The organism is Methylorubrum populi, from assembly GCF_002355515.1.
Taxonomy (GTDB): domain Bacteria; phylum Pseudomonadota; class Alphaproteobacteria; order Rhizobiales; family Beijerinckiaceae; genus Methylobacterium; species Methylobacterium populi_A.
In genome coordinates this window covers 5,357,346-5,374,026 of the sequence record NZ_AP014809.1, presented here as the reverse complement: position 1 = coordinate 5,374,026, position 16,681 = coordinate 5,357,346, and the positions used below count along the sequence as shown (strand labels likewise).

15 protein-coding genes are annotated in these 16,681 nt (G+C 69.5%); 12 read left to right on the top strand and 3 right to left on the bottom strand.

The window, feature by feature from the left end:
- The first annotated feature begins 104 nt into the window (after positions 1-104).
- From MPPM_RS25005 to MPPM_RS24990, 4 genes are all read left to right on the top strand, one after another.
- The gene (locus tag MPPM_RS25005) at positions 105-1,049 is read left to right on the top strand and encodes a GNAT family N-acetyltransferase (RefSeq protein WP_096487380.1); all 945 of its coding nucleotides are present in this window, start codon (positions 105-107) and stop codon (positions 1,047-1,049) included.
- A gap of 441 nt (positions 1,050-1,490) precedes the next feature.
- On the top strand, positions 1,491-2,855 hold the full coding sequence (locus MPPM_RS25000) for an O-antigen ligase family protein (RefSeq protein WP_096487379.1): 1,365 nt from the start codon (positions 1,491-1,493) through the stop codon (positions 2,853-2,855).
- A gap of 217 nt (positions 2,856-3,072) precedes the next feature.
- On the top strand, positions 3,073-5,178 hold the full coding sequence (locus MPPM_RS24995) for a GumC family protein (RefSeq protein ID WP_244573411.1): 2,106 nt from the start codon (positions 3,073-3,075) through the stop codon (positions 5,176-5,178).
- Positions 5,175-7,223 carry a right-handed parallel beta-helix repeat-containing protein gene (locus MPPM_RS24990; protein WP_096487377.1) on the top strand — a complete coding sequence of 683 codons (2,049 nt, stop codon included), beginning with the start codon at positions 5,175-5,177 and terminating at the stop codon, positions 7,221-7,223. The genes MPPM_RS24995 and MPPM_RS24990 overlap by 4 nt, the downstream gene beginning before the upstream one ends.
- A gap of 23 nt (positions 7,224-7,246) precedes the next feature.
- Here MPPM_RS24990 and MPPM_RS24985 read toward each other — a convergent pair whose 3' ends face one another.
- The 3 genes from MPPM_RS24985 to MPPM_RS24975 form a co-directional block, all read right to left on the bottom strand.
- The gene (locus MPPM_RS24985; protein ID WP_244573410.1) at positions 7,247-7,690 is read right to left on the bottom strand and encodes a hypothetical protein; all 444 of its coding nucleotides are present in this window, start codon (positions 7,688-7,690) and stop codon (positions 7,247-7,249) included.
- A 354-nt stretch (positions 7,691-8,044) separates the two neighbouring features.
- The gene (locus tag MPPM_RS24980) at positions 8,045-9,208 is read right to left on the bottom strand and encodes a glycosyltransferase family 4 protein (RefSeq protein WP_096487375.1); all 1,164 of its coding nucleotides are present in this window, start codon (positions 9,206-9,208) and stop codon (positions 8,045-8,047) included.
- Between the two features lie 77 nt (positions 9,209-9,285).
- Positions 9,286-10,140, bottom strand: coding sequence for a polysaccharide deacetylase family protein (locus MPPM_RS24975; protein ID WP_096487374.1), 855 nt, complete (start codon positions 10,138-10,140; stop codon positions 9,286-9,288).
- Between the two features lie 203 nt (positions 10,141-10,343).
- Here MPPM_RS24975 and MPPM_RS24970 point away from each other — a divergent pair, with 203 nt between their 5' ends.
- The 8 genes from MPPM_RS24970 (at position 10,344) to MPPM_RS24930 (ending at position 16,520) form a co-directional block, all read left to right on the top strand.
- Positions 10,344-11,342, top strand: a complete 999-nt coding sequence (locus MPPM_RS24970; RefSeq protein WP_096487373.1) for a GNAT family N-acetyltransferase — start codon at positions 10,344-10,346, stop codon at positions 11,340-11,342.
- Between the two features lie 14 nt (positions 11,343-11,356).
- Positions 11,357-12,703, top strand: a complete 1,347-nt coding sequence (locus MPPM_RS24965) for a lipopolysaccharide biosynthesis protein (RefSeq protein WP_096487372.1) — start codon at positions 11,357-11,359, stop codon at positions 12,701-12,703.
- Positions 12,704-12,815: 112 nt separating this feature from the next.
- Positions 12,816-13,328 carry a GAF domain-containing protein gene (locus tag MPPM_RS24960; protein ID WP_096487371.1) on the top strand — a complete coding sequence of 171 codons (513 nt, stop codon included), beginning with the start codon at positions 12,816-12,818 and terminating at the stop codon, positions 13,326-13,328.
- A 125-nt stretch (positions 13,329-13,453) separates the two neighbouring features.
- Positions 13,454-13,672: a hypothetical protein gene (locus tag MPPM_RS24955; protein ID WP_017483517.1), complete on the top strand. Its 219-nt coding sequence runs from the start codon at positions 13,454-13,456 to the stop codon at positions 13,670-13,672.
- A 264-nt stretch (positions 13,673-13,936) separates the two neighbouring features.
- Entirely contained in the window at positions 13,937-14,170 is a 234-nt protein-coding gene (locus tag MPPM_RS24950; RefSeq protein WP_003605770.1) for a hypothetical protein, read from the top strand.
- Positions 14,171-14,174: 4 nt separating this feature from the next.
- On the top strand, positions 14,175-14,417 hold the full coding sequence (locus MPPM_RS24945; RefSeq protein WP_096487370.1) for a BrnA antitoxin family protein: 243 nt from the start codon (positions 14,175-14,177) through the stop codon (positions 14,415-14,417).
- Between the two features lie 116 nt (positions 14,418-14,533).
- Positions 14,534-15,247, top strand: a complete 714-nt coding sequence (modB, locus tag MPPM_RS24940; RefSeq protein ID WP_096487369.1) for a molybdate ABC transporter permease subunit — start codon at positions 14,534-14,536, stop codon at positions 15,245-15,247.
- Between the two features lie 1,003 nt (positions 15,248-16,250).
- A complete protein-coding gene (locus MPPM_RS24930; protein ID WP_096487368.1) occupies positions 16,251-16,520 on the top strand; it encodes a hypothetical protein in 270 nt (89 codons plus the stop codon).
- Positions 16,521-16,681: the final 161 nt, after the last annotated feature.

The window sequence follows — 16,681 nt, the reverse complement described above, 5'->3', positions numbered from 1 at the left end:
ATGTCCGGGCGCGGGACGAGAATGCGCCGGTCTCCCTCGGTCGATGACGTCGATTCCTGGGGGCACCGGTGCCGGGCAGCACGATCAGGCGAAGGGGGCCGGCGATGAATGAAGTGAACGAGGGGTTGGTCGATGTCCCCCCCACAGGGGAGGGCGTTCGGGCGGCGCGAGTGAAGGTCCGCTGCCGCCTCATCGAGGAGGACGACCTCGATTCGGTGGTTCGGCTTCTGCAGATCGGCTTTCCCGACCGCTCGGAAGCCTACTGGTGGACCGGGCTCGATCGGCACCGCATCCAGCCCCTGCCCGACGACGTGCCGCGCTACGGCTATGTGCTGGATCGGGACGGCGCGATCGTCGGTGTCCTGCTCGCGCTCTACCGAACGGTGACGGACGAGGCCGGCACGCATCTGCGCTGCAACCTGTCGAGCTGGTACGTGCTGCCGGAATTCCGCGCGCTCGGCACGCTGCTCGACGGCTTCGCCATGCGCGACCGGCGCGTGACCTACACCAACGTCTCGCCCGCCCCGCAGACGTGGCAGATGCACAAGGCGCGCGGCTTCAAGCCGGTCTGCTCCGGTCAGATGCTCGTCATGCCGCTGCTCGCCGGCTTCGGCCGCGGACGCCGCGTCCGGGCGGCCACACCCGAGACCCTGCGCCTGCTGCCGGAGCACGAGGCCCGTCTGGTCGCCGACCACATCGCCTATGGCTGCATCGGCCTCGTCTGCTCGGAGGGGGACAAGGCCTGGGCCGTCCTGTTCCAGCGGCGCGCGATCAAGCTGCGGCCGGGGGAAACCCGGTGGCCGCGCCTGCCCTGCCTCCAACTCGTTTACCGCTCGACCGCCCTCGACTTGGCCGCCTTCCTCGGCGCGATCGGGCGCTACCTCGTCCTGCACCACGCCATGCCGTGGTTCGTGCTCGATGCCGTGGGGAAGCTGCCGGGGCTCGTCGGCCACTTCTTCGACGGCCGGGCCCCGAAATACGCCCGCGGCCCGAACCCGCCGGCCACCGGCGACCTCACCTATACCGAGGTCGTCCTGTTCGGCGCCTAGAGCGCATCCCGACGAAGTGGTCACCGGTTCGTCGAAAGAAGGCGCGCCAAAACAATGAGCTAGAGACGCCGGCCTGATGCAATCAGGTCGGATACGGCTCTAGAGGCGCCTTCCGGCGAAGTGGTCGCCGGCCCGTCGAGAGAGGAGGCGCGGCGGAGGAGCAACCTGGGAAGGCCGACCTGATGCGATCGGGTCGGTTACGGCCCTGGAAAGCATTTCGACAAGTCCGCGTCCCGCCTTTACCGAAAAATTGGCTAGGCGCCGCAGGGTCACGGCGTCGCGCACGGCCCTGGCGGCCCGAAAGGCGCCATAAACCAAGATTCCACGGAGTCTTGGCAGGCACGGGATCGACGCGGCACGCGGTCGGCTTCCTTCCCATCCGGCCGAACTGAGGAGACGACCGGGGATTCCGCCCGAGGAAAAGCCGATGGAACCGCCGGAATGCTGAATCTCCTCTTGGTCGTCGCCGTGGTGGTCTGGTTCGCGCTGCTCTACCCGCTGGCGCGCCACCGTCTCGAGACCCGGCTGGGACCGCTGAACGGACCCGTCGCGGTGCCCTTCGCCCTGATGTCGGTCTTCGCGCTGCTGCCGCTCGTCTTCAACGTCCCGCGGGACGACGGGAATGCCGTGCTGGACCAGGGGCTCACGGCCTCCAACATCGCCCTCGTCGCCATGACAGGCCTGACTGGGCTCTATCTCGCCATCCGCATCGCCGTCGACCGGCGCGTCCTGCTGGTGGCGTTCTCGATGCCGTACCTGCCATTCACGCTGATGATCCTCGTGAACGGCGTCAGCACCGCGTGGTCGATCGTGCCGACCTACACGGTCTACCGCACGGTCGAGCTGGCGATCTTCACGCTCGCCTCGATCCTGATCTTCGACCGAAGCGACATCGAGCGGCGGCTGCCCAACCTCTTCGCGGCGTTCATCGTCCTCTGGCTGATCGCCACGGCGCCGATCATCCTCGACAACCTCGCGCACGGGATCGTCTTCTCGTCGGCCAAGCACAACCTCGTCCCCTATCTCTGCGCGACCTACGCCTTCCTCGTCATCTTCGACGACCGCATCCGCCACCGGGCCCCCCACCTCCTGCTGGCCTTCGCCGGCTTCGTCATCGCCGGCTCGGCGGCGAGCACCGCCTCGCTCGTGGCGGCGGTGCCCGGCCTGATGGTGGCATCGCACCACCGGCGGCTGCGCCTCCTCGGCTATGCCGGGTTCACCGTCTACCTGACCCTGTTCGTCGTGCTGATGGGCGGCCTGTCCGCCTTCCCGGCGCTCCTCGACGTGATCTCGACCGTGCTGCAGAAGCCGCCGGAGGAGCTCGCCGACGCCACCGGCCGCGGAACCTTCTGGCCGGTCTTCATCGAGGCGACCAAGGACCGCTTCGTCGGCGCCGGCTACGCGGCTGGCGACCGCTTCATCCAGCTCCTGATCCCGACCACGGCGCTGGCGGAGACGCTGGCCCGGGACGCGGTGTTCATCTCGAGCTCGCACAACATGCTGCTGAGCGCCTGGGCCGGCACCGGCATAATCGGGATCGGCCTCTGCGCGATGGTGCTGGGGGCGGCGATGCGCTGGGGTATGAAGCTCGACCGCGCCGGGCGCCGGCTCGTCGCCACCTGCGTGTTCTTCCTGATCCTCAACGGCATGACGACACCGGGCATCTTTCAGGACTGGAACATCAACGTGCTGACCTTCGTGGGCCTGCTGGCCTATGCCCGCATCGGCGCCCTGCGCCGCGAGCCGGCGGAGGCGCTCGCGGCGGACACGGCTTCCTTCGACTTTCGACGGGCGGCGCCCGCATGACGTCCGCAGGGCGTGCACATGGCGTGCTGGTGGCGTGCATCTTGAAGCGTGAGCCGCCAACCGACATCCGGCGCGCGGCCGATGTCCCGAAACGGGAAGGATCATCTCGTGTGATCCGCTCCGGGACAGGGGCGGCGGGCCGGATCGATCGCAGCGGGCCGGCTGAGTCCGCGGAAGCCCTTTGTTCGAAAGTCTTGCGATGACGATGGTCGAGCGGATGCCTTCGCGATTCTTCGTCGGCGCCGAGCCGGGCAAGCCCGACGTGACGCCGGAACCCTGGTTCCTCGATCCGCGGGAGATCGCGCGGGCGTTGCGCGCGCGCTGGGCACTCGTGCTCGCCCCCGTGGCCCTGCTCCTCGTGGCGGCGGTGGCGTGGCTCGCCCTGGTGCCGCCGCTCTACGCCGCCGTGACGCAGATCCTGATCGACCCGCGCGGCATCCAGGTGGTCAAGGACGGCGTGACGCCCTCCGATCAGGCGAGTGACGCGAGCCTGCTCCTCGTGGACAGCCAGATCCGCGTCCTGATTTCCGACGACGTCCTGCGGCAGGTCGTGGGTCGCTTCAAGCTCGATCAGGACCCGGACTTCGTCCGCTCCGCTTCGCTGCTGGAAACAGTCAAGGGCAGCCTGTCCTCGCTGCTCGGTGCCTCCGGCGGTCCATCCGACGACCGTCTCACGGCCCTGCGCACCCTGCGCGACCGCACCGCGGCCCGCCGGCTGGAGCGCAGCTTCGTGGTGGAACTCGCCGTCACCACCGAGTCGCGCCAGAAATCCGCAGATCTCGCCCAGGCGATCGCCGAGACCTATCTCGCCACCGTCTCGCAGGCGCAGGCGCAGGTTACCCGCAAGGCCGGCGAGGCGGTAGCCGGTCGGCTCGGCGAATTGCAGGACGATCTGCGCACGGCCGAGGACAAAGCGCAGAAGTTCCGCGCCGCCAACAATCTCGTCGGCACCCGCGGCCAGCTCGTCAGCGAACAGGCGCTGACCCAGCTCAACCAGCAGCTCGGCGCCGCGCGCGCCCGGGCCGGCGAGCTGCGCGGGCGCCTTGCCCAGATCGAGGCGGTCGCCAACGGGCGAGCCGATCTCAACTCGGTGACCGAGATCGTCCAGTCCACGACCATCGCCCAGCTGCGCGCCCAGCTCGCCCAGATCGAGGCGGCGCGCGCCGACACGGTGTCCAACCTCGGGCCGCGCCACCCCACCCTGCGCACCGGCGAGCTGCAGGTGCAGACCCTGCGCAACGACATCAACGCCGAGATCCGGCGCATCGCCGCGGCGACCCGGAACGACTACCGCTCGGCGCTCGCCAACGAGGCCTCGCTCGCCGCTACCCTGGAGAGCCGCAAGAAGGAGGCCCTGTCCGTCGACAGGAGCTTCGTGCGCCTGCGCGAGCTGGAGCGGCAGGTCGAGGCGAGCCGCGCGGTCTACGAGGCCTTCCTCGTCCGCGCCCGCGAACTGCAGGAGCAGCAGCGCCTCGACACCTCGACCTCGCGCATCATTTCGCCGGCCTCGCTCCCGGCCCGCCGGCTCGGCCCGCCGATCCCGGCGATCTTCGCGGCGGCGGTAGCGGCCGGGCTCGGCATCGGCGTTGCGCTCGCGCTCCTCGCGGTCCCGGCTGCCGGGCGGATCGGTTCCCGCCGCCGGCTCCAGCAACTCGCCGGCCTCCCGGTCGTCGCGGCGCTGCCGGTCCGGGCGCGGACCCGCACGCGGGGCCGGGCCGGCGGCAAGTCCCTGCGCGCCGACACCGCCTACGACCTCGCCGTGGCGCGCCTCGGAAGCCGGCTCCAGCGCGACGTCGCGGCCGCGCGACCGACGATCGTCCTCGTCACCTCGGCGGATGACCGGACCGGCAAATCGGAGCTGGCGCGCAGCCTCGCCGCCTCGGCCGCGCTCGACGGCCAGCGGGTGCTCCTCGTCGATGCCGATCCGGAGGCGATGATCTCGCGCGATCTGCGGGTCACGGCCAAGCGTGGCGTCGCCGAAGCGCTGCGGACGCAGTCGGGGCTCGGCGACGCGCTGGTGGACGGGCCGACCGGGGTCAAGATCCTGCCTTTCGACGACGCGGCCCTGAGCCTCGGCACCGCGGCCTATACCGGCGCGCTCCTGACGGCGGCCTCGTCCTTCGACACGGTCTTCGTTGATATCGGGCTGATCGGCACCGACATCGCCGCCGAGCGCCTCGCCCAGGACCAGCGCTTCCCCGCGCTGCTGCTGACGGCGAGCGCCACCCGCAGCGCCGTCAGCCGGCTGCGGCGGGCGCTCGATGCCATCGGCCGCGACCCGCGGGTGCATCTCGTCATGACCGACGCGGACGCCGAGGCGTGAGCCTCGGGCCGCTCCGGACCCTGGCCGCGCTCGTCGCGGCCGTCCTCGCAGGATTTTCCGTCCCCGGCTTGGCCGGGCGGGTCCAGGCGGGCGATCCGCAGGCATCCCTGATCCTGCGCGTCACCCCCACCGGAGCGGCCGGCACCGGCCGGAAAGACCGCTTCGCGGACCTGCCGCAGGCGCTCGCCCGCGTGGCGGCCCTGCGCCGACAGGGGGAGGGGCGAGCGATCGTCGTGGAACTGGAGCCTGGCACGCACCGCATCACCGCGCCGGTGCGGATCGGCCCCGAACATTCCGGGACTGAAGGGGCGCCGCTGATCCTGCGCGGCGCGGCCGATGGATCGAGCCGGCTCGTCGGCAGCGTGCCCTTGCCGTCCGCGCCGCTGCCGCCGGACCTGCGCGAGCGCCTGCCCGCGGTCGCCCGCGAGGCGGTGCGGGCCTACCGCCTGCCGGATGCGCTGCGCCGGGAGCCGGCCTTCCGCGCCCCGCGGCTCCTGCGTGAGACGCATCCGCGCATCACCGAGATCTTCGATTCCGTCGGTGCCCTGCGGCCGGCGCAGTGGCCGAATATCGGGACGTCCGGTCCGGATGCCGCCTGGGCGAGGATCGCCACCGCCGCCCCCGAAGGCCTGGACTTCACCCTCAGGGACGCACCGCCTCTGCCCGACTTGGCCCGGGAGCGCGAGCTGTGGGCCGCGGGCTTCTGGCGGTGGGACTGGCTGCTCGAAACGCTGCCCGTCGCGCGGGTCGACCACCGCCACCGTTTCGAGTTGGAGGTGCCGCCCTACGAAGGAATCCGCGAGGGCGCCCGGATGCGGCTGGTGCACGCGCTCGCGGCCCTCGACGAGGCCGGCGAATGGTGGCGGGACCGCGACAGCGGCCTGCTGCTCGCTTGGCCCTCCCCCGGCGCGACCGAACTGGAAGCGAGCCTCGCCGAGACGCTGATCCGGGCCGAGGGCGCGCGGCACCTGCGCATCGAGCGGCTCCGGCTGGAGCGCGCCCGCGGCGATCTGATCGTCGCGCGGGGCGGGGAGGACATCGAGATCCGGGCGAGCGAGCTGTCCTGGGCGGCGGGCCGCGCAGTGGTGTTCGAGGATGTCGTTCGGGGCGGCCTCTCCGGCAGCGCGATCCACGATATCGGCGCGAGCGCGGTCCGCCTCGTCGGCGGCGACCGCGCCACCCTCCGGCCTGGCAGCCTGTTCGTGCGCGACACCCGCTTCTCCCGCTTCTCCCGGCTGAGCTGGACCCAGAGTTCGGCGATCGAACTCGACGGCGTGGGCGCGGAGGCGAGCGGGAACCTCATCAGCGACGCGGTCGGCTACGCGGTCTACCTGCGCGGCAACGATCACGTCTTCCGCCGCAACGAGGTCGCCCGCCTGATCCACGGCCTGAGCGACACCGGCGCGATCTATGCCGGCCGCGACTTCACCGCCCGCGGTTCGATCATCGAGGACAATTATGTCCACGACATCCGCACCGTGCCGGGGATGGAGGTGAAGGGCGTCTACCTCGACGACATGGCGAGCGGCTTCACCATCCGGCGCAACCTGTTCGTCGATGTCCAGCAGCCGGTCTTCATCGGCGGCGGCAGCGACAACACTGTCACCCGCAACGTCTTCGTCGCGTCGAGCCCGATGGTGGCGCTCGATGCGCGCGGCCTGACCTGGATGAAGTCATCCCTCGACGAGGCGGATTCGGAATTTCGCGCCGCCTTCGCCGCGATGCCGCTGGACTCGCCGCCCTGGAGGTTGCGCTTTCCGAAGCTCGCGGAGGCGCTCTCCGATCATCCGGGCGTGGCGCGCAACAACCAGATCATCGACAACGTGACCATCGGCGGCGACCTCGTCACCCTCAGCGAACGGGCCGAGGCGGGCCGGCAGATCATCCTGTTCAACACCCGCCTCGACGGCCCAGCACCGCCATCCGGCGACCTCGCGGCGCTCGCCCGTCTCGTGGCCGGGCGCGGCGTCGCGCTCGGGCTGGATCCGCCGGCGATGCGGCGGGACGATCTGCCGCCCTCGCCCTTCACCGACGCGCGGCCCTGAGCCCCCGCCCGCCGGAGGGACGATCACGCAACCTTGGACGGCGCCTCCGTGAGGATCGAGAATTCGCTGACGATGGCTTCGTGGACCTGCTTCAGCCAATCCTCGGCGATTCGCGCCCGCTCCTCCGCGGCCTCCGCCCGCTCCTCCGCCGCCCGGATGCGCTGCTCGGCCTGGGCCTGAATGTTGGCCGCCCTGGCCTCGGCGGTCCGCACCCGCTCGCTGGCGAGCTTGACGTCGTCGCGAACGCGTTCCAGCAGCTCGTGCACCCGCTGCTCCTGCTCCTGGGCCTGCGCCTCGACTTCGCGGGTCCGGTGGGCGGCGGCCCGCACGCGCTCGATCAGGCTCGTCCAGTCCTGGGGAGACGAGGGCGTCGCGACCGCCGCAGCGGCGCCCGCCCCGGCATCCGATTGCACGAGACGCAGAATATTCGTCAGGCTATCCGTCGCCTTCGGACCGTCTTGAGACACGGTGGTCGCATTTTGAGACTCAAAATGATCAAATTCGAGCGGCCGCTCCCAACGCATTTTCTTGACGATGTCCATTTCCAAGAGCTTTCATCGTGAGATGGAGGCTGGGCCGATACATGCGGGGAAGGGGTGAACCGCAACACCACATTCGTGCAGGACAAAGTTCCGAGGCAAGACAAATTCTCAACGGCTAAATTGCCGAGTTTTACCTTCCAGGCCGATGTAGCAAAAATATCACGAATGTAATTTATGCATCTTTTTGAGCACGGAGTCGGTTTACTCGTGCCGCGCGCGCCATGGGCTCGACGATTTCAAGCTTCGATATGGCCTCCGCCGAGGCAGGCGGAGACCAACTCACGGACGTCCGTGCAGAAACGGCTCAAGGACGTCGAGATATCCCGCGACGGCCGCCTCCGCCGTGAAGCTTGGGAGCGCGCGTTCGGCCGCGCGCCGCAAGTCACCACGAAGGGGCTCGTCGTCGAGGAGCCGCAGGGTCGCCGTGACCCAATCCGCCACGACCATCGGCCGCACCGCGCCGCAGCCATGGGCTTCGAGCAGGCTGCGGGCCGCGCCGGAATGGGGCGAGGCCAGTACCGGTGTCCCGCTCTGGAGCGCCTCCTGCACGACGATCCCCCACACGTCGCCGCGGCTCGGAAACAGGAAGAGCCTTGCCGAGGCATAGACCTCGGGCAGCGCCTCCTGGCCGAGGAAGCCGTCGAACCGGGCGGCGAGGCCGGCCTGCGCGAAACGCGCCTCCATCTCCGCCCGCAGCGGCCCATCGCCCGCGATCCGGACCGACAGGGGCCTTCCGCGCTCACGGCAGCCGAGCACCACGTCGGTGAAGAAGCGGGCGCCCTTCACCTCCTCGTTCAGCATGCCGCAGAAAAGAAGGTCGTAGCGCCGCGCGGAATCGGGCGGCGGCGGGGCAGGTGGCGTCCAGGCCGGGAAGAGCGGGCTGAGGACGAACCGTTCGGGCGGCAAGCCGTATCGGGCGAGCACGGCGCCGCTGCCCTCGCTCGGCCCGATCCCGGCGACGGCCCCGGAGACGATGGCACGGCGCAGCCAGCGATGCGGGGCAGAGCGCCGCCCCGGATCGGTCTCGGGCACCCCGTCGGTGCGGATCAGGGTGGGGATGCGCCGCAGGCGCGCCGCTGCGCTCGCGAACAGCATGGTCGGCGAGAAGTCGTTGAGCACGAGTGCCACCGGCCGAAGCGCGGCGAGCCGCGGCACCACCGCCGGGTTGACGTAGAGGTTGCGGATCGAGGAGCGGTGCCAGCGCAAGCCCGGCAGCACCGCGTGGCGGTAGAGGCGCGGCGGCGGCATCACCCATTGCCGCGCCCGCTCGCGCGGCGTGCAGGACAGGACGTGCAGGGCGCGTCCGTCACGCTCCGCCAGACGCTCCGCCAGACCTTCGTAGAGGACGTGGGTGTAGGGCGCGAGCGCCCCGGTCACGACGACGACCGGGCGCGGATCGGAGGCATCGGGGGCGATGTCGGGAGGCCTCGCTCCGGCTGGCATGGTCGGGGACCTCGGGTCGGGATTTGCCGGCCCGAACCGGTGCCGCGCCGATCACCAGCGATAGATCGGAAATCTTCTCAAGCCGTTCCCTTTGCCGTTCCCATCGCCGTGCCCGTCGACCGCCATCCCGTCCTGCGGCCGCCCATCAGGGCCTCGAAGTCCGAGACCGGCCAATGCGGCTCGACCACGTGACGGGGCAGCATCGGAAGATCGGCGGCGCTCAGCGCCCGGCCGCGCCGCGTGGTGAAGAACGTGTGGTAGCCGCTCTCCAGGGCCAGCGCCGGGTCGCGCCCGGGGTCGAAATCGTGGATGGCCACGCCCCAGGGGCAGGCGAAATGGCGGATCTCCCGTCCGGTGATGGCGGCGAGGTCGCGCCGGGAGCGGGCGATCTCGTCGGCGACCCGATCGCGGTCGAGCCGGCTCAGGCGGTGATGGGTGGCGGTGTGGGATCCGACGTCGAGGCCGTCGGCGCACCAGGCCATCACCTCGGACCGGTTCATGTACAGGCGCCCGCTCGGGGAGAGGGACGTCACCCGATCGAGTCCCGGCGGGACCGACGGCGGCGCATCGATCCAGTCGCTGACCAGGAAGACGATGCCCGGAACGCCGAGGGCGTTCAGAACGGGCCGCGCCACCTCGAAGGTGTCGGCATAGCCGTCGTCGAAGGTGATCAGGAAGGCACGCTCACCGGCCGGCCATCCCGCGGCGAGCCGGTCGATGGCGCTGTCGGCGTCGATGAAGTCTCCGTGCCGGCCGAGATGGCGCAGTTGCGCGGCGAACTGATCCTGCTGGGCTTCCGGCACCTGATGGTAGCACAAGGTGTACAGGCCGGCCTCGGCGCGGGCCAGCGACTTGAACAGAGCGGCGCCGCGCAGGGCGAGCGCGCGCATGCCCGGCGCGCGGCGCAACGTCGATTTGACCCAATGCTTCATCCGGCCGCCCACCTCCGAACCATTCGCCTATCACGAAAATGTTCTGAGGGCACCTGTACAATTAATCCCGGAATACCGTGGTTAATCTGTCTTATTGGTTTCATTATTGGTACCAGCGCCGTGGCTCGACGCTTGCTGAGAGGAAGCGGGCGGGCCATGGATCGTCCCGGCTTGGGACATCGGGCACGTGAAGGATCGGTAGAGTGGGTCAAGCGACGGTCGTCGATCTGACGGACGATCCCGATTGGGACGAGGCGATCTGGCAGCATCCGGGCGCCAGCATCTACGCGTCGCGCGGGTGGGGCGAGTACAAGCGCCGCATCGGCTGGGATGTGAGGCGGCTCGCGATCCGCTCAGACGACGGGCAGGCGCTCGGCTTCGCTCAGATCCAGCGCCGACGCCGCTGGCTCGGCCACGTCGTTCTGGCACAGGGCTGCCCGATTCTGACGCCGCTCGGGGCGCGGCGGGCGGAGACGGTGTTCCGCGCCTTCCTCGACCATCTCGAGCTCGGCCGCCTCGACCTGCTCGGCGTCAACTACCAGCAATTCCAAACGCCGGCGGCGATGCTCGCCCTGCTCGGCCACGGCTTCGCTCCGGTCGTCACCACCCGGACCCACACCCTGGAGCTTGACCTGACCCGAGAGGCGGAGCGGATCCGTGCCGGCATGGAGGGCCGCTGGCGCGACGTGCTCAAGGCCGCCGAGGGCAACCCAGACCTCACCACCGGCTTCCCGACGGGGCCGGCCGAGCGCCTGTCCGCCTTCGAGACCTTCAGCGGCCTGTATGCCGCCCTGAAACGGCGCAAGGGCTTCCGCAACAGTCTCGACCCGGCGGCCTTCCGCGATCTGGCCGCCCACGAACCGAGCCTCCTGTTCCTCGAGGTCCGGGAGCGGGGCGAGCCGATCCTGGTGCGGATCATCCACCGCACCTTGCATCGCTGGACGGATTTCTACGTCGCCTCGAACGACCGGGCCAAGGTCACAGGCGCCGGGCGCCTCGCACTCTGGCGCCTGATCGAGCGGGCCCAGCGCGAGGGAGCCTCGGTACTCGATCTCGGCGGCATCGACCCGGCCGGTAATCCGGGCGTCTACGAATTCAAGCGCGGCATCTGCCGCAACGCCGTCGCGGCCAACCCACTCTGGCTCTTCAGCCGGACCCGGTCGGTGCGCCGCGCCGCGACGGCCATCCTGGCCACGCGCTGAGCAGGAGATCCGCGTTGACCAAAGCTCCGACCGCGTTCCGCCGGCCGACCGACCTGCTCCGGCGCGCCGCCGGCCTCGTCCGGCATCCGCCGGCCGCGCTCGTGGCCCTGGCCGACCAGGGCGTCGTCAGCGGCTTCGGCTTCGTCAGCGGCATCGTCGCCGCCCGGCTCCTCGGGATCGCCGAGTTCGGGCATTTCGCGATGATCCTGATCGTGCTCAGCTTCGCCCAGGCGCTGCACAACGCCCTCATCACGGCACCGATGATGACCCTCGTCGGCGCCCGCAGCGGCGTGTCGACGGCCTATGCCGCGACCATCCTCGCGGGCGCCTTCCTGCTCTCGGTGCCCGGGGCCCTCTTCGTCGTGGTCGCCCTCCTGATCGCCGGAATGTCGGGCGAGACGCTCCTAGCGGCCTGCGCCCTGATGCTGGCGCAGAACCTTCAGTTCACCCTGCGCCGCCTGCTGTTCGCCAAGGGCCGGGGGATGCAGGCCCTGCTGATGGATTTCGCCCGCGCCGCGAGCTTCCCCTTCGTCGCCGCGCTGATCTGGCTGGAGCACGACGTCATCGGCGGCAACGGCTTCGTCTGGCTGCTCGCCGCAACCTCGTTCGCCACCTGCCTTCCCTTCGTCGTCGCGTTCGGACGGCCGATCCTGCGCTGGCCCGGCTGCGTGCAGACCGGCGCCGTCACCCGGCGCCACATCCCGCTCGCGCGCTGGCTCCTGCCCATCGTCTTCGTCACCTTCGTGCAGGAGCAGCTGATCTGGCTGGTCGCGGGCTCGACCCTCGGCCTCGAGGAACTCGGCGGCCTGCGGGCGGCGCAGTACCTCGTCGGGACGGTGCTTCTGCTGCTGTCCGCCACGGAGAACGTCCTGCCGGTGGCCGCGGCGCGCGCCCATGCGGAGGGCGGGGAGGCGGCCCTGCGCGCTTACCTGCTGCGCACGAGCGTGAAGCTCGGCGTGCCGATCGTCGCGATCCTGGCGGTTCTCGCCGTTCCCGGCGAGATGTGGCTGCGGCTGATCTTCGGCGCGGAATACGCGGCCTACGCCAACTGCCTTCGCATCCTCTCGGTCAGCGTCGTGATCGTGCTCGCCCGGGATCTCACAGCCAACTATTTTCGCGCCAAGCAGAACACCCGCGTGCTGTTCGAATCGCTGTGCGTGAGCATGGTCGTTTCGGTCGCTGTCGTGGTCCCGCTGATGCGCGCCGGCGGCGTCAGCGGCGCGGCGGCGGCGGTGGGCGCGGGACACCTTGCCTCCCTCGTCTACCTCGTGCTCGCGGCGCGGCGGCAATCGCGCCGGAGCCCGGACCGTTCGGCCTTCGGCCGGTGGCGGCGCTGCCCCGGGCTGCCGACGGGCTCGTAGTCCGAGACGGCGGCGATGGCTGTCTCTGCAGCCCCCTGCGGATCGGCTCGCGACGACCGCGCGCGCGAGCGGCGGCCTGTACGCGCCGCGGCAAAACCCGTACGCTGCATTCATGTTTGAGGAGCGTTTCCAGGCCGACCCGCAGCTGGCGCGGACCGCCGAGCTCATGGCCGAGGCCGGCTCCCTCGAGGACGTCGTGTCCATCCTGACGCGGACCGGCCGCTGGATCGCGGGCTCCGACGGCATCGCCGTCGTGCTGCGCGAGGACGACGTCTGCGCCTACGTCGCCGAGGACGCGATCGAGCCGCTTTGGAAGGGACGCCGCTTCCCGCTCGATACCTGCGTCTCCGGCTGGGCGATGCAGAACCGGGAGACGGCCGTCATTCCGGATATCGGCAGCGATCCGCGCATCCCGACCAGCGCCTACGCCTTCAAGGCGATCCGAAGCCTCGTGATGGTTCCGATCGGCGCGCCCGAGCCGGTGGCCGCGCTCGGCGCCTACTGGTGTGCCATGGTCTGGCTCGATACCGCGACGGTGTCGCGCCTCGAAGCCCTGGCCGGCCAAGCCACGGCGGCCATCGCCCGCCTGCAGGGGCAGCGCAGCCCCGAACCGGCTCCCCCCTGACGTTCGGCCCGCCGGTCGGCGTCCCCGCCCTCGGGGCGGCGGGTCCGGCGCGCGCACCATTTCGGCGTGACCAGTGGTGCGGCCGAGGTTATGCAGCGTCGGTCGGGAGGATGGGGGAGACAGGCATGCCGGTTTTCGTTCTCAGGGGCGCCCACCGGACGGCGGACGGCCAGATCGGACCGCCGCTGTTCGAGGAGACGATCACCGCAGACCATCCGAACGAGGCCGTCCGCCTCGCCAACGCGCAGGATCTCTCGACCAAGGACGAGCGGGCGAATGCCCTCTGGCTCGTCGATGCGCAGGGTGTCCTGCACTGGTCGCTGCGGCGAGCGGACCGGGATTGAACGGGGCAGGGCAGGTCAGCGGGGTAACGTCTCGGCGGGATCGCGCTCCCGATTCGAGCGGGGGCGCGAAGAGCGGGGGAAAACCGGCTCTGCTCCGGCCGAATTGGTCTTTGCCGGCGCTTTCGTGCTAAGTCCGAAGGCAGGAATCCTCGACGGTCCCGCTCGGGGTTTTTCGCCGTCCCACGCCCGATCCCATCCGCGTCGGGACGCCGCGCGCCGCCGCCGGGATTTCACGCGGCGCGAGTTCTCGCCGAAAGATTTTTTATGAGCGACGACATCGACGCCAAGACCCGCGCAGCGGAGCGCGCCGAGCGGGCCGAGCGCATGGCCCGCGAAGGGCAGCAGGCCATGGCCGAGCATCTGGCCGCGGTGAAGGCCGTGGACGAGCGCACCGTGCGCCTGCGGGCCCTGCGTCTCGCCAAGGAAGCCGAGGAGGCCGCGGAGCGGGCCGCCAACCCGCCCGCGCCCAAGCGCGGCCGCAAGAAGGCGACGGCCTGAACCCATGGCCATCGATCGTACCCGTCGCCCGAGCGACCCGCGCCAAGCGGCCGAGGCCGCCTTCCGGGCGGTGACGCGCAAGACTCCCGAGGCCGCACCGGAGGTGGTCCGGGCACCGGTGATCCCCGGCACGCGTGAGACCGTCTCCCTTCGCATCGACCGCGCGGTGCTGGAGCATTTCCAGAAGGACGGGCCCGGCTGGCAGGACCGCATCAACGCGGCCCTCAAGGCCGCCGCCGGCCTGTGAGGCGGGCCATGAACAAGTGCCTTGAGGCATGTGCCATGAGGCGGGCGTTCTCAGAACTCGGCCGGTGAGGGCGAGGCTCGGCCCATGAGCGCGTGCCTTCCGGCGGAGAGGGCGCCGTGAGCGGTCTCGCGGACTGGCTCGGCCTCAGCCCCGACGAGACGACCGCCCTCCTGCTTTCCCTGCGCATCGCCTCCGTGGCGACGCTGGCGAGCCTGCCGTTGGGTCTGCTGGCGGCGTGGCTGCTGGCGCGGCGGCGGTTTCCCGGCCACGCCCTGCTCGACGGCCTGGTCCACCTGCCGCTGATCCTGCCGCCTGTGGTGACGGGCTACCTGCTGCTGCTCGCCTTCGGCCGGCGCGGAGTGTTCGGCGCGTGGCTCGCCGAGATCGGCGTCGTGTTCTCGTTCCGCTGGACTGGCGCGGCGCTCGCCTGCGCGGTGATGGGCTTCCCGCTGATGGTGCGGGCGATGCGCCTGTCGATCGAGGCGGTGGATCGCCGGCTCGAACAGGCGGCGGCGACCCTCGGCGCGGCCCCACCCCTGGTGTTCCTCAGCGTGACCCTGCCGCTCAGCCTGCCCGGAATCCTGGCGGGCGCGGTGCTCGCCTTCGCCAAGGCGATGGGCGAGTTCGGCGCGACCATTACCTTCGTCTCCAACATCCCCGGCGAGACCCAGACCCTGCCCTCGGCGATCTACACGCTGACCCAGGTGCCGGGTGGGGAGGCGGGGGCGCTGCGCCTCACCCTGATCTCGGTCGCGGTCTCGATGCTGGCGCTGGTAGCCTCGGAGGCGCTGGCGCGGCGCATGAGCCGGCGGATCGGGGCAGGGCGGTAGGGACAGCCGAGGACCGCCTGCCGATCGGCAGGGCGACAGCCACCGCGGCCGGTCGACCGGGATGTCGCCCCTTTCTCTCAATTCTCGAAACGGCCACGCCCGTGCATCGCGGAGACGCCGATATCGACGCGGGCCTTCCGCGCTCGGCAGGCGCTCGAAGGTTTGCGGAACAACGAATTCGAACGGTGCAATCCCGGCGACGGCCTTGGTTGCGGAGCGTCGAGCCATCCGCCCCGACCGTGCGCGACACGGGCGAAGGTGGTGCGTGGTCACGCGCCGGGACCGGATCGAGCCTGCGCGACGCGCCCTCGGCGCCCGATGCGCAGACTCTCCGCATCCAAGCGGCCCCTATCGTATAGTCGGATCGATCCCTCCCTTCGGGATAGACCATACGATCAAATCTCAGTTTTAATCCGTGCAAAAATTTAGGCTTTGCCAATTTTTATTGCATTATTTCTGATGTGTTATTTCGCACTTGGCTCAAGAAACCAGACGTATATTTGAGCAATGTGCCTCATGTCTGGGCTTTTCTCTGTAAGTCAGGAGAGATTTGTTGCCTCGCGGATTGACCTATGCCCTCGCAATGCTTGTCGCGACGGCAGGTGCCCTTCATCCGACCTCGGCCACGGCGCGGCGCACGATGGACCTCCGCAGCGCATCCGATCCCAATCGGGCCTACTGCGACATCGTCGTGAAACACTCGGGCGGAAATCCAACCCAGGATATGACCGGCTCCATTGGCCATGCAAAGAGCTACCAAAGTGGCGGACGTCGAGCGAACCCATTGATTTGTTATCTCCCCGGGACGCGTTGATTTTATTGAAATATTATAAGATCGTAAGCGTCGATAAAATAATATTTATAAGATAATTAAAGCATTAAATGCAAAACGTTTTCTGAATAAGCACCAAATATGCAAGAATTATATTTTCTTATTCAATAATACAGCATAGATATTCTATTTCCGCAAAAATCAACTCCACATCAGCACGGGAGGCGATGCGTGACCGAAACGAAATTTCTCAAGATCGCGCTCGTCGGTTTGGGCTGCCTGCTCTCGAATACGGCGGCACATGCCATGAATCAGCCGGCCCGGACCGGAACAGGCGGCGGCCCGGAGACGACGATAACAGCGCCATATACCGCGCCGACCGGGCGGGTGATGCCACGCCCGCGCGCCGTGGACACGCAGACGCGTGGCGAGGCCGCACAGAACACAGCACCTCAGTTCAAGGATAGTTTCCTTATGAAAGATATCTGCGTCGGCTGTTGAAGCGGGTCGAGCGAGACGATCATCGATGCAGTCGGAGCGGTGCCGTCATCGAACAACAAGATGAGCAGGTGATCGGAGGCGGGCCACAGCTCCTTGCTGCGGACAACGTGTTCGCATCAAGTCGGGACCGTCGGATCGACCGAGGCCGGATCTCGGGGATC